This window comes from Glycomyces lechevalierae (assembly GCF_027622945.1).
Taxonomy (GTDB): domain Bacteria; phylum Actinomycetota; class Actinomycetes; order Mycobacteriales; family Micromonosporaceae; genus Glycomyces; species Glycomyces rutgersensis.
This window is the reverse complement of sequence record NZ_JAPZVQ010000018.1, coordinates 79,861-106,134: the sequence shown is the minus strand read 5'-3', so window position 1 is coordinate 106,134 and position 26,274 is coordinate 79,861. Positions and strand designations below refer to the sequence as shown.

Annotated in this window: 36 protein-coding genes; 32 read left to right on the top strand and 4 right to left on the bottom strand. The window is 67.3% G+C overall.

Annotation, left to right across the window (positions count from 1 at the left end; genetic code table 11):
- The first annotated feature begins 93 nt into the window (after nt 1–93).
- The 26 genes from O2L01_RS22220 to O2L01_RS22095 all read left to right on the top strand — a co-directional run bounded on the left by O2L01_RS22220 (nt 94) and on the right by O2L01_RS22095 (nt 17,646).
- The gene (locus O2L01_RS22220) at nt 94–456 is read left to right on the top strand and encodes a hypothetical protein (RefSeq protein WP_270124218.1); all 363 of its coding nucleotides are present in this window, start codon (nt 94–96) and stop codon (nt 454–456) included.
- A gap of 654 nt (nt 457–1,110) precedes the next feature.
- Nucleotides 1,111–1,482: a 30S ribosomal protein S12 gene (gene rpsL, locus O2L01_RS22215; protein WP_270114993.1), complete on the top strand. Its 372-nt coding sequence runs from the start codon at nt 1,111–1,113 to the stop codon at nt 1,480–1,482.
- 3 nt (nt 1,483–1,485) lie between these two features.
- A complete protein-coding gene (rpsG, locus tag O2L01_RS22210) occupies nt 1,486–1,956 on the top strand; it encodes a 30S ribosomal protein S7 (RefSeq protein ID WP_030155149.1) in 471 nt (156 codons plus the stop codon).
- A gap of 21 nt (nt 1,957–1,977) precedes the next feature.
- Entirely contained in the window at nt 1,978–4,083 is a 2,106-nt protein-coding gene (fusA, locus tag O2L01_RS22205; protein ID WP_270124217.1) for an elongation factor G, read from the top strand.
- A 128-nt stretch (nt 4,084–4,211) separates the two neighbouring features.
- Nucleotides 4,212–5,405 carry an elongation factor Tu gene (gene tuf / locus O2L01_RS22200; RefSeq protein WP_270109021.1) on the top strand — a complete coding sequence of 398 codons (1,194 nt, stop codon included), beginning with the start codon at nt 4,212–4,214 and terminating at the stop codon, nt 5,403–5,405.
- 428 nt (nt 5,406–5,833) lie between these two features.
- Complete coding sequence (gene rpsJ, locus O2L01_RS22195; protein ID WP_026922761.1) at nt 5,834–6,142, top strand: 30S ribosomal protein S10; 309 nt, start codon at nt 5,834–5,836, stop codon at nt 6,140–6,142.
- A 7-nt stretch (nt 6,143–6,149) separates the two neighbouring features.
- Nucleotides 6,150–6,797: a 50S ribosomal protein L3 gene (gene rplC / locus O2L01_RS22190; RefSeq protein ID WP_270124216.1), complete on the top strand. Its 648-nt coding sequence runs from the start codon at nt 6,150–6,152 to the stop codon at nt 6,795–6,797.
- A gap of 2 nt (nt 6,798–6,799) precedes the next feature.
- Nucleotides 6,800–7,450, top strand: coding sequence for a 50S ribosomal protein L4 (gene rplD, locus O2L01_RS22185; RefSeq protein ID WP_270124215.1), 651 nt, complete (start codon nt 6,800–6,802; stop codon nt 7,448–7,450).
- Complete coding sequence (rplW, locus tag O2L01_RS22180) at nt 7,447–7,761, top strand: 50S ribosomal protein L23 (RefSeq protein ID WP_205326521.1); 315 nt, start codon at nt 7,447–7,449, stop codon at nt 7,759–7,761. Before rplD ends, rplW begins: the two co-directional genes overlap by 4 nt.
- 12 nt (nt 7,762–7,773) lie before the next feature.
- Nucleotides 7,774–8,616, top strand: coding sequence for a 50S ribosomal protein L2 (gene rplB, locus O2L01_RS22175; RefSeq protein ID WP_228094838.1), 843 nt, complete (start codon nt 7,774–7,776; stop codon nt 8,614–8,616).
- Nucleotides 8,617–8,619: 3 nt separating this feature from the next.
- Entirely contained in the window at nt 8,620–8,901 is a 282-nt protein-coding gene (gene rpsS, locus O2L01_RS22170; protein WP_208496280.1) for a 30S ribosomal protein S19, read from the top strand.
- Nucleotides 8,902–8,939: 38 nt separating this feature from the next.
- Complete coding sequence (rplV, locus tag O2L01_RS22165; protein ID WP_205326518.1) at nt 8,940–9,404, top strand: 50S ribosomal protein L22; 465 nt, start codon at nt 8,940–8,942, stop codon at nt 9,402–9,404.
- Nucleotides 9,404–10,210 carry a 30S ribosomal protein S3 gene (rpsC, locus tag O2L01_RS22160; protein WP_270124213.1) on the top strand — a complete coding sequence of 269 codons (807 nt, stop codon included), beginning with the start codon at nt 9,404–9,406 and terminating at the stop codon, nt 10,208–10,210. Before rplV ends, rpsC begins: the two co-directional genes overlap by 1 nt.
- A gap of 5 nt (nt 10,211–10,215) precedes the next feature.
- Nucleotides 10,216–10,641, top strand: coding sequence for a 50S ribosomal protein L16 (gene rplP / locus O2L01_RS22155; RefSeq protein WP_136528409.1), 426 nt, complete (start codon nt 10,216–10,218; stop codon nt 10,639–10,641).
- Nucleotides 10,642–10,643: 2 nt separating this feature from the next.
- The gene (rpmC, locus tag O2L01_RS22150) at nt 10,644–10,877 is read left to right on the top strand and encodes a 50S ribosomal protein L29 (protein ID WP_205326516.1); all 234 of its coding nucleotides are present in this window, start codon (nt 10,644–10,646) and stop codon (nt 10,875–10,877) included.
- Nucleotides 10,874–11,143 (top strand): 30S ribosomal protein S17, encoded by a 270-nt coding sequence (gene rpsQ / locus O2L01_RS22145; protein ID WP_208496284.1) that lies wholly within the window; start codon nt 10,874–10,876, stop codon nt 11,141–11,143. Before rpmC ends, rpsQ begins: the two co-directional genes overlap by 4 nt.
- Before the next feature lie 12 nt (nt 11,144–11,155).
- Nucleotides 11,156–11,521: a 50S ribosomal protein L14 gene (gene rplN, locus O2L01_RS22140; RefSeq protein WP_091039823.1), complete on the top strand. Its 366-nt coding sequence runs from the start codon at nt 11,156–11,158 to the stop codon at nt 11,519–11,521.
- A 3-nt stretch (nt 11,522–11,524) separates the two neighbouring features.
- Nucleotides 11,525–11,839 (top strand): 50S ribosomal protein L24, encoded by a 315-nt coding sequence (rplX, locus tag O2L01_RS22135; protein WP_270124212.1) that lies wholly within the window; start codon nt 11,525–11,527, stop codon nt 11,837–11,839.
- Entirely contained in the window at nt 11,839–12,408 is a 570-nt protein-coding gene (gene rplE, locus O2L01_RS22130) for a 50S ribosomal protein L5 (protein WP_270124211.1), read from the top strand. The genes rplX and rplE overlap by 1 nt, the downstream gene beginning before the upstream one ends.
- A complete protein-coding gene (locus tag O2L01_RS22125; protein ID WP_030155111.1) occupies nt 12,408–12,593 on the top strand; it encodes a type Z 30S ribosomal protein S14 in 186 nt (61 codons plus the stop codon). The genes rplE and O2L01_RS22125 overlap by 1 nt, the downstream gene beginning before the upstream one ends.
- Nucleotides 12,594–12,712: 119 nt before the next feature.
- The gene (gene rpsH / locus O2L01_RS22120) at nt 12,713–13,120 is read left to right on the top strand and encodes a 30S ribosomal protein S8 (RefSeq protein WP_270124210.1); all 408 of its coding nucleotides are present in this window, start codon (nt 12,713–12,715) and stop codon (nt 13,118–13,120) included.
- A 15-nt stretch (nt 13,121–13,135) separates the two neighbouring features.
- Nucleotides 13,136–13,675, top strand: a complete 540-nt coding sequence (rplF, locus tag O2L01_RS22115) for a 50S ribosomal protein L6 (RefSeq protein ID WP_270124209.1) — start codon at nt 13,136–13,138, stop codon at nt 13,673–13,675.
- Nucleotides 13,675–14,070 (top strand): 50S ribosomal protein L18, encoded by a 396-nt coding sequence (gene rplR, locus O2L01_RS22110; RefSeq protein ID WP_270124208.1) that lies wholly within the window; start codon nt 13,675–13,677, stop codon nt 14,068–14,070. The genes rplF and rplR overlap by 1 nt, the downstream gene beginning before the upstream one ends.
- 160 nt (nt 14,071–14,230) lie before the next feature.
- Nucleotides 14,231–16,033 carry a glycoside hydrolase family 3 protein gene (locus O2L01_RS22105; protein WP_270124207.1) on the top strand — a complete coding sequence of 601 codons (1,803 nt, stop codon included), beginning with the start codon at nt 14,231–14,233 and terminating at the stop codon, nt 16,031–16,033.
- 134 nt (nt 16,034–16,167) lie between these two features.
- On the top strand, nt 16,168–16,926 hold the full coding sequence (locus tag O2L01_RS22100; RefSeq protein WP_270124206.1) for a GH25 family lysozyme: 759 nt from the start codon (nt 16,168–16,170) through the stop codon (nt 16,924–16,926).
- Between the two features lie 54 nt (nt 16,927–16,980).
- Nucleotides 16,981–17,646 carry a peptidoglycan recognition protein family protein gene (locus tag O2L01_RS22095; protein WP_270124205.1) on the top strand — a complete coding sequence of 222 codons (666 nt, stop codon included), beginning with the start codon at nt 16,981–16,983 and terminating at the stop codon, nt 17,644–17,646.
- A 46-nt stretch (nt 17,647–17,692) separates the two neighbouring features.
- Here O2L01_RS22095 and O2L01_RS22090 read toward each other — a convergent pair whose 3' ends face one another.
- Nucleotides 17,693–18,607 carry a MurR/RpiR family transcriptional regulator gene (locus tag O2L01_RS22090; RefSeq protein WP_374727630.1) on the bottom strand — a complete coding sequence of 305 codons (915 nt, stop codon included), beginning with the start codon at nt 18,605–18,607 and terminating at the stop codon, nt 17,693–17,695.
- A 69-nt stretch (nt 18,608–18,676) separates the two neighbouring features.
- On the opposite strand from O2L01_RS22090, the gene murQ reads away from it, so the two are divergent.
- A complete protein-coding gene (gene murQ, locus O2L01_RS22085) occupies nt 18,677–19,606 on the top strand; it encodes an N-acetylmuramic acid 6-phosphate etherase (RefSeq protein ID WP_270124203.1) in 930 nt (309 codons plus the stop codon).
- Nucleotides 19,607–19,642: 36 nt separating this feature from the next.
- Here murQ and O2L01_RS22080 read toward each other — a convergent pair whose 3' ends face one another.
- Nucleotides 19,643–20,596, bottom strand: coding sequence for an N-acetylglucosamine kinase (locus O2L01_RS22080; RefSeq protein ID WP_270124202.1), 954 nt, complete (start codon nt 20,594–20,596; stop codon nt 19,643–19,645).
- A 136-nt stretch (nt 20,597–20,732) separates the two neighbouring features.
- Between O2L01_RS22080 and O2L01_RS22075 the strand changes: the two genes are divergently transcribed.
- From O2L01_RS22075 to O2L01_RS22055, 5 genes are all read left to right on the top strand, one after another.
- A complete protein-coding gene (locus O2L01_RS22075) occupies nt 20,733–21,662 on the top strand; it encodes a MurR/RpiR family transcriptional regulator (protein WP_270124201.1) in 930 nt (309 codons plus the stop codon).
- Between the two features lie 54 nt (nt 21,663–21,716).
- On the top strand, nt 21,717–22,169 hold the full coding sequence (locus O2L01_RS22070; RefSeq protein WP_270124200.1) for a hypothetical protein: 453 nt from the start codon (nt 21,717–21,719) through the stop codon (nt 22,167–22,169).
- A complete protein-coding gene (locus tag O2L01_RS22065) occupies nt 22,166–22,444 on the top strand; it encodes a hypothetical protein (RefSeq protein WP_270124199.1) in 279 nt (92 codons plus the stop codon). The genes O2L01_RS22070 and O2L01_RS22065 overlap by 4 nt, the downstream gene beginning before the upstream one ends.
- Nucleotides 22,445–22,787: 343 nt before the next feature.
- On the top strand, nt 22,788–23,438 hold the full coding sequence (locus tag O2L01_RS22060; RefSeq protein ID WP_270124198.1) for a hypothetical protein: 651 nt from the start codon (nt 22,788–22,790) through the stop codon (nt 23,436–23,438).
- Between the two features lie 87 nt (nt 23,439–23,525).
- Entirely contained in the window at nt 23,526–24,488 is a 963-nt protein-coding gene (locus tag O2L01_RS22055; protein ID WP_270124197.1) for a hypothetical protein, read from the top strand.
- Here O2L01_RS22055 and O2L01_RS22050 read toward each other — a convergent pair.
- Both O2L01_RS22050 and O2L01_RS22045 read right to left on the bottom strand, forming a co-directional pair.
- A complete protein-coding gene (locus O2L01_RS22050; protein WP_270124196.1) occupies nt 24,485–25,609 on the bottom strand; it encodes a hypothetical protein in 1,125 nt (374 codons plus the stop codon). The genes O2L01_RS22055 and O2L01_RS22050 overlap by 4 nt on opposite strands.
- The gene (locus tag O2L01_RS22045; RefSeq protein ID WP_270124221.1) at nt 25,609–26,100 is read right to left on the bottom strand and encodes a DUF4365 domain-containing protein; all 492 of its coding nucleotides are present in this window, start codon (nt 26,098–26,100) and stop codon (nt 25,609–25,611) included. The genes O2L01_RS22050 and O2L01_RS22045 overlap by 1 nt, the downstream gene beginning before the upstream one ends.
- Nucleotides 26,101–26,274 lie beyond the last annotated feature (174 nt).

Here is a 26,274-nt window from a genome sequence, read left to right as displayed (position 1 = left end):
CCCACCGGCGTTTCACGGGGGATCGGTGAGGGCGTGTCGGGTGCGGCGGGTCGCGCGCGTGCGGTGGCGGCGCAACCCCCATAGGATGGGCGGGTGGTTGAGGTGCGCGGGGCCTTCGGGGTGCGGCATCCGGATGATCCGGAGCCGGTGGAGTCGACGAAGCTGGTGGCGGCGCGGATGCTCGCGGGTGTCGCGGTCGCGTTGTCGCCCTTCGTGGGCGGGGTGATCCCGGCCCTGATCGCGCTGATGCTCGCGCGGCAGGCCGAGGCCGATATCCGCGCGTCCGAAGGGTTCCTGCTCGGCGCCTCCCGACTGCCGCTGATCCGGCGGCTCGCGTGGACCGCCGTGGGGATCGCCTCGGCGGTCGTGGTGGCCGCCTTGCTCGTCTGGGTGATCACGATGGCCCGGGAGGCCGGCGGCTCGACCTATGGCGGGGGCGTCGCGGTTTCGGGTTGACGGCTCGGGGAACTGCTGGTGAACAGCGCCTCTCAGGGGGCATCCCGCGCGGGCCCGTCCCGTATCGCGAGCTAATATAGGCGACGGTGTGTCTACCGCACCGAATGAACAGGTCAGCGCCCCATCCACGGTGAAGCTTGCGAGCCGTGCTCTGGTCGGCCCCGTCAATCCGTGACTCTGAACACGGATGCCTTGCGGGACGAAATCGGCTTTGACCTTGTTCGTTAGGCTAGGTAGGCTTCTCCCTTGCGCCTGGACACCGCTTTGAGCGGCATGGTGGCCCTGTCAACTCCGGCAGCTCGGTCCCCGTGAGAGCCAGGCCAGGTTGCGTGCCTGCAAGACGGTGGGATCTGATCCCTCCGGCTGGCGTCACCGGCACGCATCCCTCGCACTGGGGGCTTCGTGAACACGGCCATGATGGTCGGCCCTATGGGTCCGTTCGCGAACGCGTCTGAATCTGCACGACGGTCGACTCCGGTCTGCCGCGGTTGCGGATATGGGTCCGGAGAGACGCGACACGCCCGAACGCGGGGGACGGGAACCCACGCCGCTGAGCAGGGCCGTTATACGGCCTCGCACACGCGCGCGGGTGAACAGGTGACGCCGCACAGCCAGGAATACGCAACCGTCGACTGTTGAGAGGGGTTCGCCTCAGTGCCAACCATCCAGCAGCTGGTCCGCAACGGCCGCAAGGCCAAGACCAGCAAAACCAAGACGCCCGCGCTGAAGGGCAGCCCGCAGGCGCGCGGTGTGTGCACGCGTGTGTACACCACGACGCCCAAGAAGCCGAACTCGGCCATGCGCAAGGTCGCCCGTGTGCGCCTCATGAACGGCACCGAGGTCACCGCCTACATCCCGGGTGTGGGTCACAACCTGCAGGAGCACTCCATCGTGCTCGTCCGCGGCGGTCGTGTCCGCGACCTGCCCGGTGTCCGTTACAAGATCATCCGCGGCGCGCTCGACACCCAGGGTGTCCGCGACCGCAAGCAGGCCCGCAGCCGCTACGGCGCGAAGAAGGAGAAGTAAGCCATGCCGCGTAAAGGTCCCGCGCCGCGCCGGCCGCTTACCGCCGACCCGGTCTACAACTCGGTGCTCGTCACCCAGCTCATCAACAAGGTCCTCAAGGACGGCAAGCGTCGCCTCGCCGAGCGCATCGTCTACGAAGCCCTCGAGAACTGCCGCAAGAAGGCCGACTCGGACCCCGTGGTGATCCTCAAGCGCGCGCTCGACAACGTCAAGCCGACCCTCGAGGTCCGCTCCCGCCGCGTCGGCGGCGCGACCTACCAGGTCCCGGTCGACGTCCGTCCGCAGCGCGCCACCACCCTCGGTCTCCGCTGGCTCGTGGGCTACTCCCGCGACCGCCGCGAGAAGAGCATGGTCGAGCGCCTGACGAACGAGATCCTCGACGCCTCGAACGGCCTCGGCGCCGCGGTCAAGAAGCGCGAAGACACGCACAAGATGGCCGATTCCAACAAGGCATTCGCGCACTACCGCTGGTAGTCGCAGAGAGACTGAGAGATCGTGGCTAACAAAGCTAACGCGGAACTCGCCAAGCTTCGCAACATCGGCATCATGGCGCACATCGACGCCGGCAAGACCACCACCACTGAGCGCATCCTGTACTACACGGGCGTGTCGCACAAGATCGGTGAGGTCCACGACGGCGCCGCCACGATGGACTGGATGGAGCAAGAGCAGGAGCGTGGTATCACCATCACCTCCGCCGCCACCAAGTGCACTTGGGGCGAGAACATCATCCAGATCATCGACACTCCCGGTCACGTCGACTTCACCGTCGAGGTGGAGCGTTCGCTCCGCGTGCTCGACTCCGCCATCGCCGTCTACGACGGTGTCGCGGGCGTGGAGCCGCAGACCGAGAACGTCTGGCGTCAGGCGAACAAGTACGACGTTCCGCGTATGTGCTTCGTCAACAAGCTCGACCGCACCGGCGCGAACTTCTTCCGCTGTGTCGAGATGATGCAGGACCGCCTCAACTCCAACACCGCGGTGATCCAGCTCCCGATCGGCAACGAGTCCGACTTCATCGGCGTCGTCGACCTGGTCGAGATGCACGCCAAGGTGTGGCGCGGCGAGACCGGTCTGGGCGAGAACTACGAGGTCGAGGAGATCCCCGCGGACCTGGCCGACCAGGCCGAGGAGTACCGCGAGAAGCTCCTGGAGACCCTCTCCGACGTCGACGACGAGTTCGCGGAGAAGTTCCTCTCCGGCGACGAGATCACGACCGCCGAGATCAAGGCCGCGATCCGCAAGGCCACCATCGCCAACCAGATCAACCCGGTGCTCTGCGGCACCGCGTTCAAGAACAAGGGCGTGCAGCCCCTGCTCGACGCGGTCGTGGACTACCTGCCGAGCCCGCTCGACATCCCGGCGATCCAGGGGACCCTCACCGACAACGAGACCCCGGCCGAGCGCCACGCGGACGTCGAGGAGCCCTTCGCGGGCCTCGCGTTCAAGATCCAGACCGACAAGCACCTCGGTCGACTCACCTACGTCCGGATCTACTCCGGCACGGTCGAGTCCGGCACTCAGGTCATCAACTCGACCAAGAGCCGCAAGGAGCGCATCGGCAAGATCTACCAGATGCACGCCAACAAGCGCGAAGAGCGCTCGGTGGCGCAGGCCGGCGACATCATCGCGGTGCAGGGCCTCAAGGGCACCACCACCGGTGACACGCTGTCCGACTCGAACAAGCAGGTCATCCTGGAGTCGATGATCTTCCCGGAGCCGGTTATCGACGTGGCCATCGAGCCGAAGTCGAAGGCCGACCAGGACAAGCTGGGCACCGCGATCCAGCGCCTGGCCGAGGAGGACCCGACCTTCCGCGTCAAGACCGACGAGGAGACCGGGCAGACCGTGCTCTCGGGCATGGGCGAGCTGCACCTCGACATCATGGTCGACCGCATCAAGCGGGAGTTCGGTGTCGAGGCGAACATCGGCAAGCCCCAGGTGGCCTACCGCGAGACCGTCACCCAGCGGGTGGAGAAGGTCGAGTACCTGCACAAGAAGCAGACCGGTGGTTCCGGTCAGTTCGCGCGCGTGCTCGTCAACCTCGAGCCGCTCGAGATGAAGTCGAACGAGGACACGGTCTTCGAGTTCGACGACCAGATCACCGGTGGCCGCATCCCGCGCGAGTACATCCCGTCGGTCAAGGCCGGCGCGGAAGATGCGCTCCCGGACGGCGTCCTGGCGGGCTTCCCGCTGGTGGGCGTCAAGATGGAGCTCATCGACGGCCAGTACCACGAGGTCGACTCGTCGGAAATGGCCTTCAAGATCGCGGGCCGCATGGCGCTGAAGGAGGCCGCGAAGCGGGCTCGTCCGGTGCTGCTCGAGCCCGTGATGGCCGTCGAGGTCATCTGCCCTGAAGAGAACATGGGCGATGTCATCGGCGACATCAACTCCCGTCGTGGCATGGTCCAGGAGATGGGCGAGCGCGGCAACGACCGCACGGTCGTGGCCCGGGTGCCGCTGTCGGAGATGTTCGGTTACGTCGGCGACCTGCGGTCGAAGACGGCCGGTCGCGCGAACTACTCGATGCAGTTCGACACCTACGCCGAAGTCCCGGCGAACGTCGCCAAGGAGATCATCGCCAAGGCGACAGGCGAGTAAGCGTTTCGGGCGCCCAAGCCTGGGCGCCCGGCGCTGACCACCTGTTGCCAGCAGAGGTGCTGAGTTCCAAAGCGACGCAATAGGTCAGATAAGTCAAACCAGATTTAACCAGTCCACAGGAGGACGAAGTGGCAAAGGCAAAGTTCGAGCGGACCAAGCCGCACGTCAACATCGGCACGCTGGGTCACGTCGACCACGGCAAGACCACGCTCACCGCGGCGATCACCAAGGTCCTGCACGACAAGTTCCCGGACCTGAACCCGTACACGCCGTTCGACGAGATCGACAACGCTCCCGAGGAGCGCCAGCGCGGTATCACGATCTCGATCTCGCACGTCGAGTACCAGACCGAGGCGCGTCACTACGCGCACGTCGACTGCCCCGGGCACGCCGACTACATCAAGAACATGATCACCGGTGCGGCCCAGATGGACGGCGCGATCCTCGTCGTGTCCGCCGCTGACGGCCCCATGCCGCAGACCCGCGAGCACGTCCTCCTGGCCCGCCAGGTCGGCGTCCCCTACGTCGTGGTGGCGCTCAACAAGTCCGACATGGTCGACGACGAGGAGATCCTCGAGCTCGTCGAGATGGAGGTCCGCGAGCTGCTGTCCGACCAGGGCTTCCCGGGCGACGACGCCCCGGTCGTGCAGGTCTCCGCGCTGGGCGCCCTCGAGGGCGAGCAGAAGTGGGTCGACGCCGTGGCCGAGCTCATGCAGGCCGTCGACGACTCGGTCCCGGAGCCGGAGCGCGCGACCGACCTGCCGTTCCTCATGCCCATCGAGGACGTCTTCACCATCACCGGCCGCGGCACCGTCGTGACCGGTCGTGTGGAGCGCGGTGTGCTCCTCCCCAACGAGGAAGTCGAGATCGTCGGCATCCGCGAGGGCGCGATCCAGACCAAGGTCACCGCCATCGAGATGTTCCGCAAGACCCTCGACGACGCGCGCGCCGGCGAGAACGTGGGCCTCCTGCTCCGCGGCACCAAGCGCGAAGAGGTCGAGCGCGGCATGGTCGTCGTCAAGCCGAAGACCACCACGCCGCACACCGACTTCGAGGCCGCGGTCTACATCCTGTCCAAGGACGAAGGCGGCCGTCACACGCCGTTCTTCAACAACTACCGTCCGCAGTTCTACTTCCGGACCACCGACGTGACCGGCGTCGTGACCCTCCCCGAGGGCACCGAGATGGTCATGCCGGGTGACAACACCGACATGAAGGTGGAGCTCATCCAGCCCATCGCCATGGACGAGGGTCTCCTCTTCGCGATCCGCGAGGGTGGCCGCACGGTCGGCTCCGGCCGCGTCACCAAGGTCCTCAAGTAAGACCGAATGCCGGGGTGATCCACTCGTGGGTCACCCCGGTTTACTTGCGCCTCATGCCGAACGTTCGGTGACCGGGGGCATCCCCGGATCCGGCTTCCGAGGCGCGGAGACATCGCTACCGCGTAACCTGTCCCACTGTCCCCCGACCCCAGCTTGCTGGGTGAATGGGGGAGCAGGCATAATATTCAGGTTGCGTACGCTCCGGCGTTCCCAGTGCTGTGCACTGCGATGGACACCGGTGCTCACGCCCGGCCCGCGGGCCCGAGTAGGCACTCGTAGGTGCTGAGAGGGACCGTTTCACGACGGGCAGGCGGGCGAGCCAAAGAGACCAGCAGAAGGCACAGCTGTGCCCAAGCCAGTCTCGAACTCGCGACACGCCCGACCGCGTGGAGCGGTCTGAACAGCCAATTTACGTTAGGTAAGGACACATGGCGGGACAGAAGATCCGCATTAGGCTGAAGGCCTACGACCACGAGGTCGTGGACTCCTCGGCCCGCAAGATCGTGGAGACGGTCACCCGTACCGGTGCTGCCATCTCCGGGCCGGTGCCGCTGCCGACTGAGATCAACCGCTTCTGCGTGATCCGGTCGCCGCACAAGTACAAGGACTCGCGCGAGCACTTCGAGATGCGCACGCACAAGCGCCTCATCGACATTCTCGACCCGACCCCGAAGACGGTCGACTCGTTGATGCGCCTTGACCTCCCGGCCGGCGTCGACATCGAGATCAAGCTGTAGGGGACCAATGGACAGGCAGATCAAGGGAATCCTGGGCACCAAGCTCGGCATGACCCAGGTTTGGGACGAGAAGGGCCGCGCCGTGCCCGTCACCGTGGTGCAGGCCGGACCCAACGTGGTCACCCAGGTTCGCAAGCCCGATGTCGACGGCTACTCGGCCGTCCAGCTGGGCTTCGGCGACATCAAACTCAAGAACGTGACCAAGCCGCTCCAGGGCCACTTCGAGAAGGCCGGCGTCGCTCCGCGTCGCCACCTCGTCGAACTGCGCACCTCGGACGCCGCCGACTACGACCTCGGCCAGACCGTCGAAGCGACGATCTTCGAATCCGGTCAGCTCGTGGACGTCACCGGCACCACCAAGGGCAAGGGCTTCGCCGGCGTCATGAAGCGCCACGGCTTCGGCGGTCTCCCCGCCAGCCACGGTGCGCACAAGGTCCACCGCGCCCCCGGTTCGATCGGTGGCTGCGCCACCCCGGGCCGCGTCTTCAAGGGCATGCGCATGGCCGGCCGGATGGGCCACGCCCGTCACACCACGCAGAACCTGCGCATCCAGGCGGTCGACGCCGAGCGCGGTCTGCTGCTCATCGTGGGCGCCATCCCCGGCCCGAAGAACGGCCTGGTGCTCGTCCGCACGGCAGTCAAGCAGGTGGCATAACCATGAGCCTCGAAATCAACGTCAAGAACGCCTCTGGCGAAGAGACGGGTAAGACCATCGAGCTCCCCGCGTCGATCTTCGACGTCGAGCCGAACATCCCGCTCATGCACCAGGTCGTCACGGCGCAGCTGGCCGCCGCCCGCACGGGCTCGGCCAAGACCAAGACCCGCGGCGAAGTCCGCGGCGGTGGCAAGAAGCCGTACCGGCAGAAGGGCACCGGTCGCGCCCGTCAGGGCTCGATCCGCGCGCCGCAGTTCGCCGGCGGCGGCGTCGTCCACGGCCCGCAGCCGCGGTCGTTCGCCGAGCGGACCCCCAAGAAGATGAAGGCCGCCGCTCTCGCGGGTGCCCTCACCGACCGGGTCCGCGGTGACAACGTGCACGTCATCGACGCCTTCATCGAGGGCGAGTCGCCCAAGACGAAGTCCGCGCAGGCCGCTCTGGCCGCGATCACCGAGTCCTCCAAGGTCCTGGTGGTCCTCACGCGCGACGAGCAGACCGCGGCCCTGAGCCTGCGGAACCTGCCGGCGGTGCACCTGCTCGACTGGGGCCAGGTCAACACCTACGACGTGCTCAACAACGAGGACATCGTGTTCAGCGAGGCCGCCATCGAGGCGTTCATCGCTGACCGGACTGAGCAGGAGGTCGCGGCGTGAGCGAAGTGACCGTCGCCGACCCGCGCGACATCATCATCAAGCCGGTCATCTCGGAGAAGACCTACACCCTGCTGGGTGAGGGCAAGTACACCTTCGAGGTCGACCCGCGCGCCAACAAGAGCCACATCAAGATCGCCATCAAGCAGATCTTCGACGTGGACGTCAAGAGCGTCAACACCTTGAACCGCTCGGGCAAGCGCAAGCGCACCCGTACCGGTTGGGGTCAGCGCAAGAGTGTCAAGCACGCGATCGTCACCGTGGAAGGCGACCCCGGTCGCCTGGGTGAGATCTTCGGCGGACAGATCTCGTAGGAGCAAGAAGCAATGGCTATTCGCAAGTACAAGCCGACGACCCCGGGTCGTCGCGGTTCGAGCGTCTCCGACTTCGCCGAGATCACCCGCTCGACCCCCGAGAAGTCGCTGCTGCGTCCGATCTCCAAGACCGGTGGCCGCAACAACTCGGGCAAGATCTCGACCCGTCACCGCGGCGGCGGCCACAAGCGTCGTTACCGCGTGATCGACTTCCGTCGGCACGACAAGGACGGCGTCCCGGCGAAGGTCGCTCACATCGAGTACGACCCGAACCGCACCGCCAACATCGCGCTGCTGCACTACGCGGACGGCGAGAAGCGCTACATCCTGGCCCCCAAGGGCATCAAGCAGGGTGACGTGATCGAGAACGGCCCGGAGGCCGACATCAAGCCCGGCAACTCGCTGGAGCTTCGTCACATCCCGGTCGGTACCACGATCCACGCGGTGGAGCTCAAGCCGGGCGGCGGCGCCGCCCTCGGTCGCTCCGCCGGCGCCTCGATCCAGCTCCTCGCCCGTGAAGGCAAGTACGCGCACCTGCGCATGCCTTCCGGTGAGATCCGCCTGGTCCAGGTCACCTGCCGCGGCACCGTCGGTGAAGTCGGCAACGCCGAGCAGGGCAACATCAACTGGGGCAAGGCCGGCCGTATGCGCTGGAAGGGCTGGCGCCCGACCGTCCGCGGTGTCGTCATGAACCCGGTCGACCACCCGCACGGTGGTGGTGAAGGCCGTACGTCCGGTGGTCGCCACCCGGTGAACCCGCAGGGCAAGCCCGAGGGCCGCACCCGCAAGCGCAACCACCCGAACGACCGGCTCATCGTCCGTCGTCGCAACGTCAACCGGAAGCGAGGGAAGTAGTCCATGGCTCGCAGCCTCAAGAAGGGCCCGTTCATCGACGACCACCTGCAGAAGAAGGTGGACGTTGCGATCGAGACCAAGAGCAAGAACGTCATCAAGACGTGGTCGCGCCGCTCGACGATCACCCCGGACTTCATCGGGTTGACCTTCGGCGTGCACGACGGTCGCAAGCACGTTCCGGTCTACGTCACGGAGAACATGGTCGGGCACAAGCTCGGCGAGTTCGCTCCCACCCGCACGTTCCGCGGGCACGAGAAGGACGACCGGAAGAGCCGTCGCCGCTAGGCCACGGGCTATGAGAAACGAACGAAGGATTTAAAACGATGGCAACAGTGGAGCAGGAGGCTCCGAAGGCGCGCGCGGTGGCGCGGTACGTCCGCGTAGCACCTCGCAAGGCGCGCCGCGTCGTCGACCTCGTGCGTGGTCTGCCCGTGGACGAGGCCTTGACGACTCTCGAGTTCGCGCCTTTCAGCGCGGCCGAGATCGTGTACAAGGTCATCGCGTCGGCTCAGGCGAACGCCGAGAACAACCTCGGTCTCGACCCGGAATCGCTTCTGGTGTCCGAGATCAAGGTCGACGAGGGCCCGACCATGCGCCGGTACCGTCCGCGCGCCCACGGCCGTGCCTACCGGATCAACAAGCGCACCAGCCACATCACCGTGGTGGTCGAGTCGGTCCAGGCCAAGCAGTCCGCCGCTCCGTCGGTGCGCCGCCCCAAGGCGGCCGCCCCGAAGCCGGTCGAGGCTGACGTGAAGTCCGAGAACGCTGAGAAGGAGGAGACCGCCTAATGGGTCAGAAGATTCACCCGCACGGGTACCGCCTCGGCATCAGCGCCGACTGGACCTCGCGTTGGTACGCCGACAAGGAGTACGCGGACTACGTCGGGGAAGACGTCAAGATCCGCCAGCTCATGACCAAGGGTCTCGAGCGCGCCGGCATCAGCAAGGTCGACATCGAGCGCACCCGCGAGCGGGTCCGCGTCGACATCCACACCGCCCGCCCGGGCATCGTCATCGGCCGCAAGGGCGCCGAGGCCGATCGTCTGCGCGGCAACCTGGAGAAGCTGACCGGCAAGCAGGTCCAGCTGAACATCATCGAGGTCAAGAACCCCGACATCGATGCTCAGCTCGTCGCCCAGGGCGTCGCGGAGCAGCTGTCCAGCCGTGTCAACTTCCGTCGCGCGATGCGCAAGGCCATTCAGTCGGCCATGCGCAACCCGACCGTGAAGGGCATCAAGGTGCAGTGCTCGGGCCGCCTCGGCGGCGCCGAGATGAGCCGTTCCGAGCAGTACCGCGAGGGCCAGGTCCCGCTGCACACGCTGCGCGCGAACATCGACTATGGCCTGTTCGAGGCCGCCACGACCTTCGGCCGCATCGGCGTGAAGGTGTGGATCTACAAGGGTGAGGCCACGCTCAAGGAGCAGGCCGAGCAGGTGCAGCGTCGTCGTGACTCCGGTCCCGACCGCGGCGGCCGTGGTGGCCGCGGCGGAGCCGGCGCCGCCCGTGGCGGACGCGGCCGTGGTGGCCGTGGTGCCGCTCAGCCGGCCGAGGCCGCTGTCGCCGCGCCCACCGAGTCTGAGAAGCAGGAGGGCTAAGCGACATGCTCATGCCACGGAAACCGCCGCGCGGTTACCGGAAGCCTCACGCTCCGAAGCGCAAGGGCAAGGCCACTCGCGGCACGAAGGTCTCCTTCGGCGAGTACGGCATCCAGGCGCTCGAGCACAGCTACGTGACGAACCGCCAGATCGAGTCGGCTCGTATCGCGATGACCCGCCACATCAAGCGTGGCGGCAAGGTCTGGATCACGATCTTCCCGGACCGCGCGATCACGAAGAAGCCCGCCGAGACCCGTCAGGGTTCCGGTAAGGGTTCGCCCGAGTTCTGGGTGGCCAACGTCAAGCCGGGCCGCGTCATGTTCGAGCTCTCCTACCCGACCGAGGAGATCGCCCACGAGGCGCTGCAGCGTGCGATCCACAAGCTGCCGATGAAGTGCCGCATCGTCTCTCGCGAAGGGGCAGGTGAGTAGTCATGGCTACTGGTATCGACACCGGTGAGCTGCGCGAGCTCAACGACAAGGAACTCCAGGCGAAGCTCGTGGAGAAGAAGGAAGAGCTGTTCAACCTGCGGGTCCGTAACGCTACGGGCCAGCTGGAGAACAACCACGAGCTCGGTCTGGTCCGCAAGGAGATCGCGCGGATCTACACCGTCATGAACGAGCGCCGGCTGGGCCTCAGCGCCGCGCCGGAGGAGGTTGAGAAGTGAGCGAGGAAACTCAGACTCGCGGTCGGCGCAAGGTGCTTGAGGGCATGGTCGTCGGCGACAAGATGGACAAGACCGCTGTCGTCGAGGTCGAGGACCGCAAGAAGCACCCGCTTTACGGCAAGGTCATCAGGTCCAACAAGAAGTACAAGGCTCACGACGAGAACAACGAGGCCGGGATCGGCGACCGCGTCTCCATCATGGAGACCCGTCCGCTGTCCAAGACCAAGCGTTGGCGCATCGTCGAGATCCTCGAGAAGGCGAAGTAGGGGGATCGGGACGTGATTCAGCAAGAGTCGCGGCTCAAGGTCGCCGACAACACCGGTGCGCGGGAGATCCTGTGCATCCGTGTCCTCGGCGGCTCCGGCCGACGCTACGCCGGTATCGGCGACACGATCGTGGCTTCCGTGAAGGACGCGACCCCGGGCGCCGGGGTCAAGAAGGGTGACGTCGTCAAGGCCGTCATCGTTCGCACGGTCAAAGAGACGCGCCGTCCCGACGGCACGTACATCAAGTTCGACGAGAACGCCGCCGTCCTCGTCAAGGACGGCGAACCGCGAGGGACCCGTATCTTCGGGCCGGTCGCCCGCGAGCTGCGCGACAAGCAGTTCATGAAGATCATCTCCCTCGCACCGGAGGTGCTGTAAGAGATGAAGATCAAGAAGGGCGACCGAGTCCGCGTCATCGCCGGCAAGGACAAGGGTGCCGAGGGACTGGTGCTGGAGGCGTACCCCGACCGCGAGCGCGTGCTCGTCGAGGGCGTCAACCGCATCACCAAGCACACCAAGGCCGGGCAGACCGCGCGCGGTTCGAAGACCGGTGGCATCGTGGTTCAGGAAGCCGCGATCCACATCTCGAACGTGCAGGTCCTGGACGCCGACAACCAGCCCACTCGCGTGGGTTACCGGTTCGGCGACGACGGCCGCAAGGTCCGCGTTTCGAAGCGGACGGGTAAGGACCTGTAATGACTGACGTTGCAGAGAAGATCCAGCCGCGTCTGAAGGAGACCTACCGCTCCGACATTCGTCCCGCGCTGCAGGAACAGTTCAAGTACACCAACATCCACCAGATCCCCGGTCTGACGAAGATCGTGGTCAACATGGGTGTCGGTGAGGCCGCTCGCGACTCCAAGCTCATCAACGGCGCGCTCGAGGACCTGACGACCATCACCGGTCAGAAGCCCCTCGTCCGCCGGGCGAAGAAGTCGATCGCGCAGTTCAAGCTGCGCGAGGGCCAGGCGATCGGCGCGAAGGTCACCCTCCGCGGCGACCGCATGTGGGAGTTCCTCGACCGCCTCCTGGCGATCGCGCTGCCGCGCATCCGCGACTTCCGCGGTCTCTCGGACCAGCAGTTCGACGGCAACGGGAACTACACCTTCGGTCTCACCGAGCAGAGCGTGTTCCCCGAGATCGACCAGGACAAGATCGACCGGGTTCGCGGTATGGACATCACGCTGGTGACCACCGCGAAGACCGACGACGAAGGCCGGGCGTTCCTGAAGCTGCTCGGCTTCCCGTTCAAGGAGAACGACTAATGGCGAAGAAAGCCCTCATCGCGAAGGCCAAGCGGAAGCCGAAGTTCGCCGTGCGCGCCTACACCCGCTGCCAGAAGTGCGGCCGGCCGAAGGCCGTCTACCGCAAGTTCGGCCTGTGCCGCGTCTGCGTGCGCGACATGGCCCACGCGGGTGAACTCCCGGGCGTCCACAAGGCTTCTTGGTAACCCAAGGAAATCTGGGCAATCAGGTTCCCTGGTAACCCAAGGCCAATAGCTCCGATCGCCACAGGCCCCGCCATTCTCTACAAGGCGGGGAACCGGGGTGAGAAAGGTAAACAACGCTAATGACAATGACCGACCCGATCGCAGACATGCTGACCCGTCTGCGGAACGCCAACCAGGCGTACCACGACCAGCTCACGATGCCGCACTCCAAGATGAAGGCCTCCATCGCGGAGGTCCTCAAGCAGGAGGGCTACATCGCCGAGTGGCGCGTCGTGGACCCTGAAGAGGGCAAAGTCGGCAAGACCCTGGTCATCGACCTGAAGTTCGGCGAGCGCCGCGAGCGGTCCCTGGCGGGCCTGCGCCGCGTCTCCAAGCCGGGCCTGCGGGTCTACGCCAAGTCCACTGAGCTGCCGCGCGTCCTCGGCGGCCTGGGTGTGGCCATCGTGTCCACGTCCCAGGGCCTGCTGACGGACCGTCAGGCTCGCAAGCGCGGCGTGGGCGGCGAAGTCATCGCCTACGTCTGGTAGCAGGAGGGTATAAGCATGTCCCGCATTGGGAAGCAGCCGATTCTGGTGCCCTCCGGCGTCGACGTCAAGATCGACGGTGCGACGGTGACCGTGAAGGGCCCCAAGGGCCAGCTCAGCATCGAGCTGCCCGAACCGATCGCCATCGAGAAGAACGAGGACGGGTCGCTCAACGTCACCCGCCCCAACGACGAGCGCAAGTCCCGGGCCCTGCACGGCCTGGCCCGCAGCCTCGTCAACAACCTGGTCGTCGGCGTCTCGGAGGGCTACAAGAAGTCCCTCGAGATCAACGGCACCGGTTACCGGGCCGTCGCCAAGGGCAAGGGCGTGGAGATGAGCCTCGGCTTCTCCCACACCATCCAGGTCGACGCTCCGGAAGGCATCTCGTTCACCGTCGAGAAGCCGACCCTGCTGCACGTCGAGGGCATCGACAAGCAGCTCGTCGGCCAGGTCGCGTCGAACATCCGTCGTCTTCGTCCGCCGGAGCCCTACAAGGGCAAGGGCGTCAAGTACGTCGACGAGCGCATCCGCCGCAAGGCCGGGAAGGCAGGTAAGTAATGGCGAGCAAACTCGAAAACCGCCGCCCGTCCGGCTCGGTGTCCGAGCGCCGCCGGATCGGCAAGAACCGGCGTCACTTCCGCGGTCGCAAGAAGATCACCGGCACGGCCGCTCAGCCGCGCCTGGCGGTCTTCCGCTCCTCGAAGCACATCGTGGCCCAGGTCATCGACGACGTGACGGGCCGCACGCTGGCCGCCGCGTCGACGGTGGAGCCCGGTCTGCGCGCCTTCGAGGGCGACAAGACCGCGAAGTCGAAGGAAGTCGGCAAGCTGGTCGCCGAGCGCGCCAAGGCCGCCGGCGTCGAAGCGGTCGTGTTCGACCGCGGCGGTGTCAAGTACCACGGTCGCGTCGCGGCCTTGGCCGACGCCGCCCGTGAGGCCGGCCTGAAGTTCTAAGTTCTTAGAACGGCTTTTGTGAGCCGGGGAGGAGCATCCGCTCCTCCCCGGCTTTCGTCATGTCCTGAAAGGCACCGCCGGTGTGATTTCGGTGTGATTCCGGTCGGCTTGTCCGCGGGGCGCGTTTGCGGGGAGGACAGGTCTGGGTCAGGATGGGCGGGTGCGTTCGCCGAAGCTCTCCCGCAAGACCGTGCTCGTCTCGAGCGTCGCCGGGGCCTTCGCGGTCGTCGGCGGCGGGGCCGTGATCGCCGAGGCGGCGTCGCGGCGGGGCGGAGACGAACCGGAGGGCGATGTGCCGGTGGACGACGAGACGACGCCGGACTGGGTCGAGACGCAGATGGCGTCGATGTCCCTGGCTGACAAGGTCGGCCAGTTGTTCATGGTGTACGTGCACGGCGAGTCGGCCGATACCGACCATGCCGACGCGGTCGCCTCGAACCTGGAACGCCTCGGCGCCGACAACGGCGCAGCGTTCATCGCCGGGTTCAAGCCCGGCGGGATCATCTACTTCGACTGGGCCAACGGCCTGACCGATCCTGAGCAGATCGTGGCGCTCTCGAACGGTCTGCAGGAGGCCGCCGAGGTGCCGCTGCTGATCGCCACCGACCAGGAGTACGGCAGGGTCGTGCGGATCGGGGAGCCCGCGACGCAGTTCCCCGGGGCGATGCCGCTGGGGGCGACCCGGGATGCCGAGGCGGCGCGGAACGCGGCCGAGACGGCGGGCTCAGAACTGCGGGCCATGGGCCTCAATCTGAACTTCGCGCCGGACGCCGACGTGAACGTCGACCCGGCGAACCCGGTGATCGGGGTGCGCTCCTTCAGCTCCGACCCGGAGCTCGTCGCCCAGTTCACGACCGCGCAGACCGGCGGCTACCAGGCCGGGGGAGTGGCGGTCTCCGCCAAGCACTTCCCGGGCCACGGAGACACCGGCACGGATAGCCATCTGGGCCTGCCGGTCATCACGCACACCGTCGAGGAGTGGGAGCGGATCGACGCCCCGCCGTTCAAGGCTGCGATCGCGGCCGGGACCGACTTGGTGATGTCGGGGCACCTGCAGTTCCCGGCGCTCGACGATTCGCTGCGGCCCGCCACGCTTTCGGAGCCGATCCTCACGGGCCTGCTGCGGGAGCAGCTCGGCTTCGAAGGCGTGATCGTCACCGATTCCCTTGAGATGGAGGGGGTCCGGACCGAGTATGGGGACGAGCGCGTGCCGGTGATGGCACTGCAGGCCGGGGCCGACCTGCTGCTCATGCCGCCGGACTTCCCGCTCGCGTACGACGCGGTGCTCGCCGCCGTCGATGCGGGCGAGCTGACCGAGGAGCGCATCGACGCCTCGGTGCGCCGGCTCCTCGCACTCAAGGTCAAGCGAGGCCTCATTGAGGAGCCGTCGACCGACCCGTCGGGCCTCGACGTGGTCGGCTCGGACGGACACCGGCAGGTCGCGGCCGACATCGCAGACCGCTCGATCACGCTGCTCGCCAACGACGGCACGCTGCCGCTCGCCGCAGGCAGTGTGCTCGTGACCGGGTGGGGCGAGAACACCACCGCCCGCCTGACCGCAGCGCTCAACACCGAAGGGCTGCAAGCCGAAGCGCTCGTGACCGGCGATGAACCGGACGCGGACCGGATCAAGGCCGCCGTGGCCGCCGCCGCGGGCCGGGACCTGATCGTGGTCTCGACGTTCGACGTCAAAGCGGGTGGTGCGCAGGCGAACCTGGTGGCCGAACTCCGCAAGTCCGGAGTGCCGGTGGTGACCGCCGCCGTGGGCACGCCCTACGACGCCGCCCACCTCGGCGCGGTCAACGCCAGCCTGGCGACCTACTCCTACACAGAGACTTCCCTTGCGTCCCTGGCGAAGGTGATCACCGGAGCGGTCGACCCGACCGGGACGCTCCCGGTCGACGTGCCGGATGCCAACGGCGGCACCGCGTTCGCCTTCGGCCACGGCCTCAACTACACGTAGCCGTTCACTGGCCCGTAGTAGAAAGTTATTTTCACACGCTTGACTCCCCGCGGAACTTATCTCCATACTGGGGCCAGGTGCAAAACCGTGCACTCCCCCCAATCCACTGATCTCCTCACAAGCAGGGAGTAATAGTGCCGCTTTCCCCCACCCTCAATCGACTCCGCGCCGCCGTCGTCCTCGCCGCGGCCACCGTCCTCACCGTCGCCGGACTCGCCGTCGCGAGCCCGGCCCAGGCACAGACCGGTCCCGCCGGCATCGACGTCTCGAACTACCAGGGCGCGATCAACTGGACCTCGGTCAGGAACGCCGGCATCCAGTGGGCCTACATCAAGGCCACCGAGGGCACCACCTACAAGGACCCCCGGTTCAACACGAACTACCCGGCGGCGCACGCGGCCGGCGTCATCCGCGGCGCGTACCACTTCGCGCGCCCGAACTCCTCCGGCGGTGCGGCGCAGGCGGACTACTTCGCCAGCAACGGCGGCGCCTGGTCCGCCGACAACCTCACCCTGCCCGGCGCGGTCGACCTCGAGGCCCCGCCCTCGGGCGCGGCCTGCTACGGGCTGACCACCACCCAGATGCGCACCTGGATCACCGACTTCTACAACCGGTACAAGGCGCGCACCGGCCGCGACGTGGTCATCTACACGACCGCCTCGTGGTGGAACTCCTGCACCGGCTCGTGGACCGGCATGGCCTCGAAGAGCCCGCTGTGGGTCGCCCACTGGGGCGCGTCCTCGCCGTCGCTCCCGGCCGGCTGGAGCTCCACGACCTGGACGTTCTGGCAGTACACCGCCACCGGCTCGGTCTCGGGCATCGCGGGGAACGTCGACCGCGACCACTTCAACGGCACGAGGGACCGCCTCCTGGCGCTCGCGAACAACACCTAGAACCGGAGGTCCGGGGGCCCGATCGGCCCCCGGCCTTCGTATTCGGAGGCAGGCATGAACACCGACCATCACCGCATCCGCCGCAGGGTCCTGTTCGGGACCGGCGCGGCCGGACTCCTCGGGGCCGTGGGTTTCGCGGCCTTCGCCGCGCCGGGCGCGAACGCTCAGGCGGTCGAACCCGACATCGACGCGACCGACGAGTGGGGCGCGCGAACCCCGAACGGCACCAACCCGGTCATCGCGGGCAGCCCGAGCAAGCTGATCGTGCACCACACGGTCGCGCCGAACGTGGAGGACTTCTCGCGCGAGCAGGCGCACGCCCACGCGAAGTGGGTGCAGGACCTGCACATGGACGACAACGGCTGGCGCGACACGGGATACAACTTCATCGTGAGCCGCGGCGGCTGGATCACCGAGGGCACCACCGGGAGCCTCGACGCGCTGCAGTCGGGCGAGCGGTTCATCCAGGGCATCCACACCTCGGGGCAGAACACGCAGGCGCTCGGCATCTCGAACGAGGGCTCCTACCACGACGGCGCGGAACCCCCTGCGGCGCAGTGGGATGCGCTCGTCGCGGTGTGCGCCTTCGCGTGCGACCAATATGCGATCCCGTCGAGCGAGATCTACGGGCACATGGACTTCAACTCGACCCAGTGCCCGGGCATCTTCCACGACCGGCTCCCGGAACTCCGGGAAGCGGTCGAGGCGGCGCGGAACTGAAGCACCGCACACCGATCGCGCGCGGCCGACCGCCGCGCGCGATCATTCATGCCCGCTGGCGTCCCGAGACGGCCGCGGCCGTCGCCGCGAGGGCCTTCGCGGTCCGCTTGCGCTGCTTGGCCGCCACGCCCACGAAGAGGCAGTCGACGACCATGAGCTGCGCGATGCGGCTGACCGTGGCGCCCGAGCGGAACGTCGTCTCGCGCGCGGCGGTGGTGAGGACCAGATCCGCGGCCTTCGCCAGCGGCGAGCGCGCATGGTTGGTGATGGCGATCGTGGTCGCCTCGCGGTCGCGCGCCGATTCAAGGAACTCGACGGTCTCGGTCGTGGCGCCGGAGTGGGAGATCGCGACCGCGACGTCCTTCGGGCTCGCGAGCGCGGTCGCGACCAGCGCGGAGTGCACGTCCGGCCACGAGAACGCGGTGCAGCCGATGCGGTGGAGCTTCTTGACGAGGTCGGCGGCGACGATCCCGGAGGCCTCGACGCCGAACACGTCGATGCGGCCCGCCCCGGCGAGGGCCGCGACGGCGGCTTCGCACGTGGCGGTGTCGAGGGCGTTCGCGGTGTCGGTGATCGCGCCGACGTCGGCGTAGGAGACCGTGGCGATGATGCGGGACATGTCCGCGCCCGTGGGGATGTCGCCCCCGGCGATCTCGCGGTCCGGGCCCTCGCCGGTGCCGATGACGGCCTGCGCGGCGCGCATCCGCAGCTCGCGGTGCCCCGCGAGGCCGAGGGAGCGGCAGAACCGCACCACGGTGGCCTCGGAGGTGCCCGCCGCGCGGGCGAGTTCGGTGATCGTCCGGGTCGAGGCGGCTTCGGGTTCGCGGATGATCTCTTGGGCGACCTTGGTCTCCGCCTTCGAGAGCGAAGGCAGGACGGACTTGATGAGCACCAGGAGGTTCGGCGTGTCGGTGCGGCTGGCAGGCATGACGTCACCGTACACCTGCGCCGGGCCCGGCATGGTGCGGCGCGATTCTTCATGTCCAGACGGTGGGATGAAAATTCACTTCATTGCGCTAGGCTCGCAACTGTGAGTGAGACGACCGAGCGCCTGCGGGCGCGCACCCAGCTGGCCGCGCTGGCCACCGAGCAGGCCGACCCCCGCTACGCCGGGATCGAGGCGCTGTCGACGCTCGACTTGGCGCGCACCATGAACGAGGCGGACGCGAGCGTCCCGACCGCGGTGGCCGCGGTGCTCCCCGAAGTGGCCGCCGCGATCGACGCCGTCGCCGCGCGGCTCGCGAAGGGCGGGCGGCTCAGATACGTGGGGGCCGGGACGGCCGGGCGGATGGCGGTCATGGACGCGGCCGAGTGCCCGCCCACCTTCTCCACCGACCCCGAACTGGTCAAGGCGATCCTCGCCGGAGGCAAGGCCGCCGAGGGCGGAGCGGTGGAAGGCACCGAGGACGACGCCGCCGCCGGGATCGCGGCGATGGCTTCGGAGCACATCGGCCCCGCGGACGCGGTGGTGGGCCTGGCCGCGAGCGGCCGCACGCCGTTCGTGGTCGCGGCGGTCGAGGAGGCCCGCCGGCGCGGGGCGCTCACCGTCGGACTCTCCTGCAACACCGGCACGCTGCTCTCGGAAGCGGCCGAGCACCGCATCGAGGTCGAGGTCGGCCCCGAGGTCGTCGCAGGTTCGACGCGGTTGAAGTCGGGCACGGCGCAGAAGTTCGTGCTCAACATGATCTCGACGATCACCATGGTGCGCTTGGGAAAGGTCTACCGGAACTACATGGTGGACATGCGGGTCGCGAACTCGAAGCTGGCGGCGCGGGCGGTGCGGATGCTCCGCGAGATCACCGGCGCGGACGCCGAAGCCGCGGAGGCCGCACTGGCCGCCTCGGGCGAGCACGTCAAGACCGCGGTGGTCATGCTCGAACTCGGTGTCGAAGCGCCCGAAGCGAAAGCGCGCCTCGAAGCGGCCGAAGGCCGCCTCTCGGGGGCGCTCGGCGCGGCCTAGCGGACCCGGTCGGGCGGGCGGGACGCGCCCGCCCGCCTACCGCCAGGCCAACTGGCGGTGGAGTCGCACGCGGGCCTCGGGGTCCGTGACGAAGGCGCTGGCGGCCATCCAGGCCGCGCCGATCGCCGGGTCCGTGGCCTTGCTGATGCCCGCCTTGGGGTACACGAGGCGGAACCGCTCCTGGAGCAGCGCGGCGATCGGGGTCGGGCGCGTCAGGAGGCTGCCCGCCATGACGATCGGCAGTTCGCGGTCGACCACGTACGAGACGGACTCGGCGAGGTGCCCGACGGCCCTGGCGACGATCGACTCAGCGACCGGGTCGCCGCCGTCGGCCGCCTCGCACACGAGCGCGGAGAAGCGCGAGAGCCGCACGGGCGGATCCGCCATGCACTTGGCCACCAAGGCACCCGAGCGGCGCTTGTCCGGGGCGATCGCGGCGATGATGGCCTCGACGAGCCGCCCGCCGGGGCCGTTGCCGTCGATGTGCCGCAAGGCCGCGCGCACGGCCTCGCGGCCGAGCCAGAAGCCGGAGCCGGCGTCGCCGAAGAGCCAGCCGTAGCCGTCCGAGCGCAGGTGCGGGGTGCGGTCGCGGATCGCGAAGGCCACCGCGCCGGTGCCGGAGACGACCACGGTGCCGTCCGAGGCGGACGATCCGGCCGCGAACGCGATCACCGCGTCCGAGACGACCTGGACGTCGCAGCCGGTCCCGAAGCGCCGCTTGAGGTCCGCGGAGAGCTCGCGCACCTCTTCCGTCAGTGAGAGGGCGCCGGCGGTGCCGACGCAGACCGAGCCGACCTCGGCCGGGTCGATGCCGCCGAGGGCGCGTTGGAACGCCAGGGCCATGTTGGACAGCGCGATCTCCCGGTCGCCGCCGACCGGATTCGCCGGTCCTGACGCGCCGGTGCCGAGCACCGCGCCGGTCTCGTCGATGAGGACGGCGCGGCTGCTGGTCCCGCCGGCGTCGAGGCCGACGGCGAGTCTTGCGTGCATGTTGGGGTCCCCGCTCCTTGCGATACCAGCAGTATCCGCCTTCGGTGCAAACCAGTAAAAATAATTCTCATGAACTTGACACGAGTGTGGCATAGGTAATAGTTTTTCTTGCATCCACCTCCCGAAGGGGATGCCAATGGAGCGAACCAGCCCAGATGCACCCAGCACCCCCGCCGCGGCCGGAGTCCTCGAAAGGATCCGCCACGGCGCGAGTGAACTGTCCGAAGCCATGTCGAAAGTCGCCGAGCAAGTGCTCGCCGACCCCGAAGCCGCGGCTCGGGCCACGATCATGGACCTCGCCGAGCTCTCCGGTACCTCCCCAGGGACCATCACTAGATTCTGCCGCCATCTCGGATATGACGGTTACGCAGCCCTCAGGGTTGCAATCGCGACCGAAACAGGTCGCGCCTCAGCGCGGCTCGAGACCGGCTGGGACGTCAACATCGGCCAGGAGATCGCCCCCTCCGACCCGCTCGACCGAGTCCTCAAGCAGCTCATCACCATCGACGCCGCGATGCTCCGCGACACAGTGGACACCCTGGACCTCGCCGCCGTCGAGCGCGTCGCCGCCCGCGTCTGCGACGCCCGCCGCGTCGACGTCTACGGCGTCGGCACCAGCGCCACCGTCGCCCGCGAACTCCAGATGGGCTTCTACCGCACCGGCGTCGCCGCCTGGGTCTGGACCGAGGTCCACGACGCCCTCGCCAGCGCCGCCCTCCTGGGGGAGCACGACATCGCGTTCGCCGTCTCCCTCTCCGGCTCCACCGCCGAAGTCATCGAGATGCTCTCCGAGGCCGACAGCCGCGGCGCGCTCACCGTCGCCCTCACCGGCGACGGCGACTCCGCCCTCGCCGAGATCGCCGACATCTGCCTCGTCTCGGCCACCACCCGCACCGGCCACCGCGCCGACCTGCTCGCGTCCCGGCACTCCGCGCTGCTCGTCGCCGACCTCGTCCACATCGCGGTCGCGCAGCGGCGCTTCCCCGCGGCCCTCGAAGCCCTGGAGTCCCGGGCCCGGGCCGTGGTCGGCCACCGGCCGACGAAAGAACGGAACGGAACGAGCTGACCCTCGCCGTCCACAGCGGTCATGCCCACCCTGCTACCCCTTGAAGGAGCGACCATGAGGAACACGCCAGCCGACAAGCAACCGATGTTCAACCGCCGCAACCTGTTCGGAGCCACCGCTGCCGGACTCGCGGCGTCCTCCCTGGCGGCCTGCGCCACCAGCGGCAGCGACGACGAAGGCGGCGAGGTCACCGTGGGGGAGGACGCCGAGAACCCGTTCGGCGTCGACCCCGCGGCCCCCCTGAACGTCGTCATCTTCGACGGCGGCTTCGGCCAGGACTACGCCGTCTCCCACCAGGCGCTCTACAAAGAGACGTTCCCTGAGTCCGAGATCGAGTTCATGGCGACCCAGGCGATCGCCGAGACCCAGCAGCCGCGCTTCGCCGAAGGCAAGCCCGCCGACGTCCTCGACAACTCGGGCGCCTCGCAGATCCCGATGGACGCGCTCGTGGGCCAGAAGAGATCGACCAGGAACTGCTGCCGGGGGACCGGCGGACGTTCACGGTGACGGCCGAGGACGTGTGGCCGCTGGTGTACGTGCCCGGTTCCGTCACGGTGACGACGACCGTGGTCGGCGAAGGCGAAGACACCGCGATCGAACCCGTGGAGGCCGACGCCGGATTCTGGGCCGTTCCCTGGCCGCAACTGATCGTGCTGGTCGGACTCACGCTGCTGATCGGCTCGAGCCTCCGAGGACGCCGCCGATCGCGAGCACGCCTGGAGAACAAACTCGAACAGGCCCGAGAAGAAGGACGCCGCGATGCACTGAAGCAGCACGCCTAAGCAAACCCCGTCGGCGTCCCGGCCCCTTCCGAGCCGGACACGACCGGTTCGACGACGACGGCCGCCTCCCGAATGCGACGCTCTACAGGACGCTGCCGAGAGTCGTTACAGCACAAGACAATAGGCCCGGACCATCAGGTCCGGGCCTTTCTCAATCTGCAGGAGTGACAGGACTGGAACCTGCAACCCTCGGTTCTGGAGACCGCAGGTCAAATGGCCTCTCACCAGCCAGAGCATGGCCGTGACTCCAAACTTTGGCACACTTGGACGCGGGTCTGGCGATCCCTCCAGGCCCTCGCTCGCGCCGAGCCCGACTGGCGATCAGGTCCGTAGTATCGGGCTGGTGAAACTCCCTCATGGTCTTGGATTCGGTTCGAGGCGGCATGTGCCGGAAAGCGGTGGTTCCGGTATTCGGTATGGTGCTCGTCCGTTCGTGTGCGGTGCGATCGGCGATTGGGATCCGTTGCTGCTGCGGGCGTTGACTGAGCGTGCCCCGGCCGCGGTCTCTCGGGTTGCGCACCGGCGGGGCGATCTGGTGCTCTTCAGCTCGGGGCGGACCGAACGGTGGCGATCGGGTGGCAGTGTCGGCCACCGTTGGGGTTCTCTCGCGAGTGGGGTGGAGCCGCGCGATTGGCGTGACGCTTGCGAAACGTGGATGTCGGCTGGTGTCGAGATCAACCGGCAGTACGCGGCCGTCCACACTGATGCTTTGGGCATGCAGGACCTCTATTACCGTCGGATCGGGGAAGCGGTGTATTCCACCGGCCATATCGATCCGCTGGTCGGCACTGGGAATGCGAAGCTTCACATCAACTGGGGCGCATGGGCGTCGACGCTGGCGATGACCGCCCCAATCGGTGAGGACACCCCGTTTGAGGAGATCCGGCGACTCCCGGCCGCGAGCGCATGGGTCCGTCGGGACAGCGGGCTGCGTCTGGAGTCATTCGAGCCCTCGTGGATGGCCGAGGCGGTTGACCCTGGCGGACAATCCTGACGTTGAGCAGTGGTTGGGACTCGCGGCTGCTGGGCAGCCTGGCCCGGCGGCGGCATCAAGGAATGCGGGCTTGAACGACGAGCCCCGATGATGGCCGTGACCTCGACGTCGAGTACTCCCGTCGCCGAGGCGCTCGGCATGAGCCACGATGTGCTGATCCCCGGTGAGCGGGCGTGGCTGGACGAGTACGCCGAGGTGCGGCGTCGCACGGGTTTCCAGACCGTCCACCACGTCTGGCTCATGCCCTTGGCGAGGAACCTGCACGGCAAGGGTGCCCCGCTGCTCGACGGCCTCGCCGGTGATGTCCTCTTCAAGAGCACCTACGTATCGGACGCGCTGCTGGCCGAGCAGGACCCGGCACTGCAGTCGCGGTTGCTGTGGGAGGGACTGAAGAACAACCGGCTTCGAGCCAATGAGTTTCTGCGACCGGAGGTCGCGGCGTCGTTCATCGACTGCAGCAAGGACGCGTTCCGATCCGCTATGGCGCCCTTCTCAGGGCACGAGGCGGCGGTGACGCTCGGCAAGTTGCACACTCGGGCGGCGCGCGCGATCGCGCCTTCCCCTCTGTGGCTGTTCGGGCCCGAGATCGATGTGGAGCTGCCGTTCCTGCAGCCCGAGGTGATCCGGGCGGGGTTGCGCGTACCGTTGGCGTCCAAGACCAACGGCGATTTCTACCGACGAATGGTCGCAGCGGCCGACTCTCGTATCGCGGCCCTTCGCTCGACCAACGACGGAGGACTGCCCGCTCCCGCCGGGCCCCGGCGCCAGACCAGCCCGGAGAGCCTCAAAGTCCTCAGCGAACAGATCGGCTCCTCTGCGATCGTAATGAACCTGCTCACGCCGGAGGCCCGGCATTCGATCCTCGAACCAAGTTTTCCCGGGCGGCCGGGACGACAGCGGCGAAAACTTGCCATGTTGCACTGGGCGAGCCTCTTCGCACACTGGTTGGAACATCACGAATCGGATCTGGCACCGGAGGATTTCCGGCGCCGTTCGCTCGAACCGATTAAGGTCCTGGCTCGGACTTGCCGAGGCGCGACTGTTCACTAATCGGAATCGGGAATGCTGAGGCGGCTCGAGCCGACGTGCATCCGATACCCGCCGTTCTCAGCGACGATATCGCCCTCGATACTTACTCCTTTTGCATGGCGATGGGCATCAATCGCCCGACTGTAATCGTCTTCGGAGACGAACGCCCATAGGCTCATCTCCTCCGGCCCTTCTTCGCGATACGCGGTGCCCTTGATCTGAATACGACGGCGACGTGTGCCGTCTTCGAGGTGCAAGCCGATCACCTTTCCTTTGACGACCGCCTTCCCCGTGCGGGCAAGTCGTTCAAGGCGATTGCCAAAGCCATGCAGTTTGCGAGCCATCAGACTACTGAAATGTAGTGCAGGGCTCGCCATTAGATCGGCGTCGCCGAATCCAGAGTTGAACGAGATCTCGAACGCGTGCCGTCGTTCATCGCCGCTGAGATCGGATAGCGCCTTGCAGAGATTGGAAGATATTCCTTGCTCCGAAGGATTGTTGATTGATCCGTTCTCCGCCAATGTCTTCGCCACTTCATGTGCCCTGAAGACGGCTGACTGAAGGCCTATCGCGACTTCATGATCGGAAGGAAGGCGGGAACTCGGTTCCATTGACTCGAAGAGTGATTCCTGCCTTGCAGGATCGGCTCCCGAGAACCTGGTGGTAAAGATGTAGCTACCCGGTTCGGTGAGACCGAGCTCCACTCGGTTCAGGAACGCATTGACGGGTTCCGCGGCTTTGTCCCGGTGGTACATGCGCGGTCCTTCGAACGCGTTCCGGCCCGCATCCCGAAGCACCTCATAGATCGCCGAGATGGCCTTGTGCCCGTAGGCGATGGGGATGCTCCCCGAAGGTGTGGGCGGTAGGAGCCGAAAACGCTGGATGTCGGCCCGAGGCTGCGCCAGATCGGCGAGCACCAGATCGGCTCGACGGTCCTCGCTCGCGGCCAGCTCGTAGAGCGCCCTCGCGAGCAGGCGCTTCCCTGATCGGCTGTGCGGCTCCTCCGGCACGAACAACTGGTCCGATTCGGGACCGCGTTCCCACACGGTGGTGCCGCGCCAGGTCGCGACAGGGTGCCATTCGCGGGCGCGTAGGTACGAGACGAAGGCTTCGGGATCGACCTGGAAACTCGGTTCGTGCATCAGAGCCCGCCTCCCGTCTGTCTGGGCACTATCGGCGTGAACCCCTGGGCCGCTTTCTCGTACTGCGCGTCCAGGACCTCCGCAGTGAGAATATTAGTACAGGGGATCGATATCGTCCTGGTCTCTTTGCGGGGTACGCCGTCGTCGGTGCCCTCCAGCGAAACCCAGAGGATCGGGGCGCGAAAACCGGTGGAATCACCCGATGGTGGCAGCACGTACTGGTGTCGGTCCTCCGGGACCTTGACCACGAAGAGAAGGGCGGGCGGTCCCTGGTAGTCGACTGCGCTGAGATCCTGGAACGCCCGTTCGTCCAGGCGGTACTTCCATTGGTCGCCGACTCGGTTCAGATCGAAGGTGCTCTTCACCTGAACGTCCAGAACCGGACCGCGTCGAAACGGGCCGCCGAACTTCCGTATGGAGTAGTCGATGCCGTTGTCCGGCTCCCATGCGGTGAAGCTGTAACCGGCCGAGGCGCAGAAAGCCGCGACCAGCTTCTCGCCGAAGAAGCCTTGATGTCGGTTCTTGTCGATTCCGTCGAAACGGTCATTTTCTGGTAGCCGAGTCGACTCTCCGTGCGCCAGCGTCGTTCCCTCCAGAGGGGCGGGGATCGGGGGACCGAGAACTGAAGCAGCCTAACATGTTCCCTGCCGAATCGCGTCGCCGCC

Bases quoted from the DNA above. Each gene is read 5' to 3' on its own strand.
- rpsG (WP_030155149.1), top strand. From the start codon at position 1,486: ATGCCGCGTAAAGGTCCCGCGCCGCGCCGGCCGCTTACCGCCGACCCG.
- rpsJ (WP_026922761.1), top strand. From the start codon at position 5,834: ATGGCGGGACAGAAGATCCGCATTAGGCTGAAGGCCTACGACCACGAG.
- rplC (WP_270124216.1), top strand. From the start codon at position 6,150: ATGGACAGGCAGATCAAGGGAATCCTGGGCACCAAGCTCGGCATGACC.
- rplD (WP_270124215.1), top strand. From the start codon at position 6,800: ATGAGCCTCGAAATCAACGTCAAGAACGCCTCTGGCGAAGAGACGGGT.
- rplB (WP_228094838.1), top strand. From the start codon at position 7,774: ATGGCTATTCGCAAGTACAAGCCGACGACCCCGGGTCGTCGCGGTTCG.
- rpsS (WP_208496280.1), top strand. From the start codon at position 8,620: ATGGCTCGCAGCCTCAAGAAGGGCCCGTTCATCGACGACCACCTGCAG.
- rplV (WP_205326518.1), top strand. From the start codon at position 8,940: ATGGCAACAGTGGAGCAGGAGGCTCCGAAGGCGCGCGCGGTGGCGCGG.
- rpsC (WP_270124213.1), top strand. From the start codon at position 9,404: ATGGGTCAGAAGATTCACCCGCACGGGTACCGCCTCGGCATCAGCGCC.
- rplP (WP_136528409.1), top strand. From the start codon at position 10,216: ATGCTCATGCCACGGAAACCGCCGCGCGGTTACCGGAAGCCTCACGCT.
- rpmC (WP_205326516.1), top strand. From the start codon at position 10,644: ATGGCTACTGGTATCGACACCGGTGAGCTGCGCGAGCTCAACGACAAG.
- rplX (WP_270124212.1), top strand. From the start codon at position 11,525: ATGAAGATCAAGAAGGGCGACCGAGTCCGCGTCATCGCCGGCAAGGAC.
- rplE (WP_270124211.1), top strand. From the start codon at position 11,839: ATGACTGACGTTGCAGAGAAGATCCAGCCGCGTCTGAAGGAGACCTAC.
- O2L01_RS22125 (WP_030155111.1), top strand. From the start codon at position 12,408: ATGGCGAAGAAAGCCCTCATCGCGAAGGCCAAGCGGAAGCCGAAGTTC.
- rpsH (WP_270124210.1), top strand. From the start codon at position 12,713: ATGACAATGACCGACCCGATCGCAGACATGCTGACCCGTCTGCGGAAC.
- rplF (WP_270124209.1), top strand. From the start codon at position 13,136: ATGTCCCGCATTGGGAAGCAGCCGATTCTGGTGCCCTCCGGCGTCGAC.
- rplR (WP_270124208.1), top strand. From the start codon at position 13,675: ATGGCGAGCAAACTCGAAAACCGCCGCCCGTCCGGCTCGGTGTCCGAG.
- O2L01_RS22095 (WP_270124205.1), top strand. From the start codon at position 16,981: ATGAACACCGACCATCACCGCATCCGCCGCAGGGTCCTGTTCGGGACC.
- O2L01_RS22090 (WP_374727630.1), bottom strand. From the start codon at position 18,607: ATGCCGGGCCCGGCGCAGGTGTACGGTGACGTCATGCCTGCCAGCCGC.
- O2L01_RS22080 (WP_270124202.1), bottom strand. From the start codon at position 20,596: ATGCACGCAAGACTCGCCGTCGGCCTCGACGCCGGCGGGACCAGCAGC.
- O2L01_RS22075 (WP_270124201.1), top strand. From the start codon at position 20,733: ATGGAGCGAACCAGCCCAGATGCACCCAGCACCCCCGCCGCGGCCGGA.
- O2L01_RS22070 (WP_270124200.1), top strand. From the start codon at position 21,717: ATGAGGAACACGCCAGCCGACAAGCAACCGATGTTCAACCGCCGCAAC.
- O2L01_RS22055 (WP_270124197.1), top strand. From the start codon at position 23,526: ATGATGGCCGTGACCTCGACGTCGAGTACTCCCGTCGCCGAGGCGCTC.
- O2L01_RS22050 (WP_270124196.1), bottom strand. From the start codon at position 25,609: ATGCACGAACCGAGTTTCCAGGTCGATCCCGAAGCCTTCGTCTCGTAC.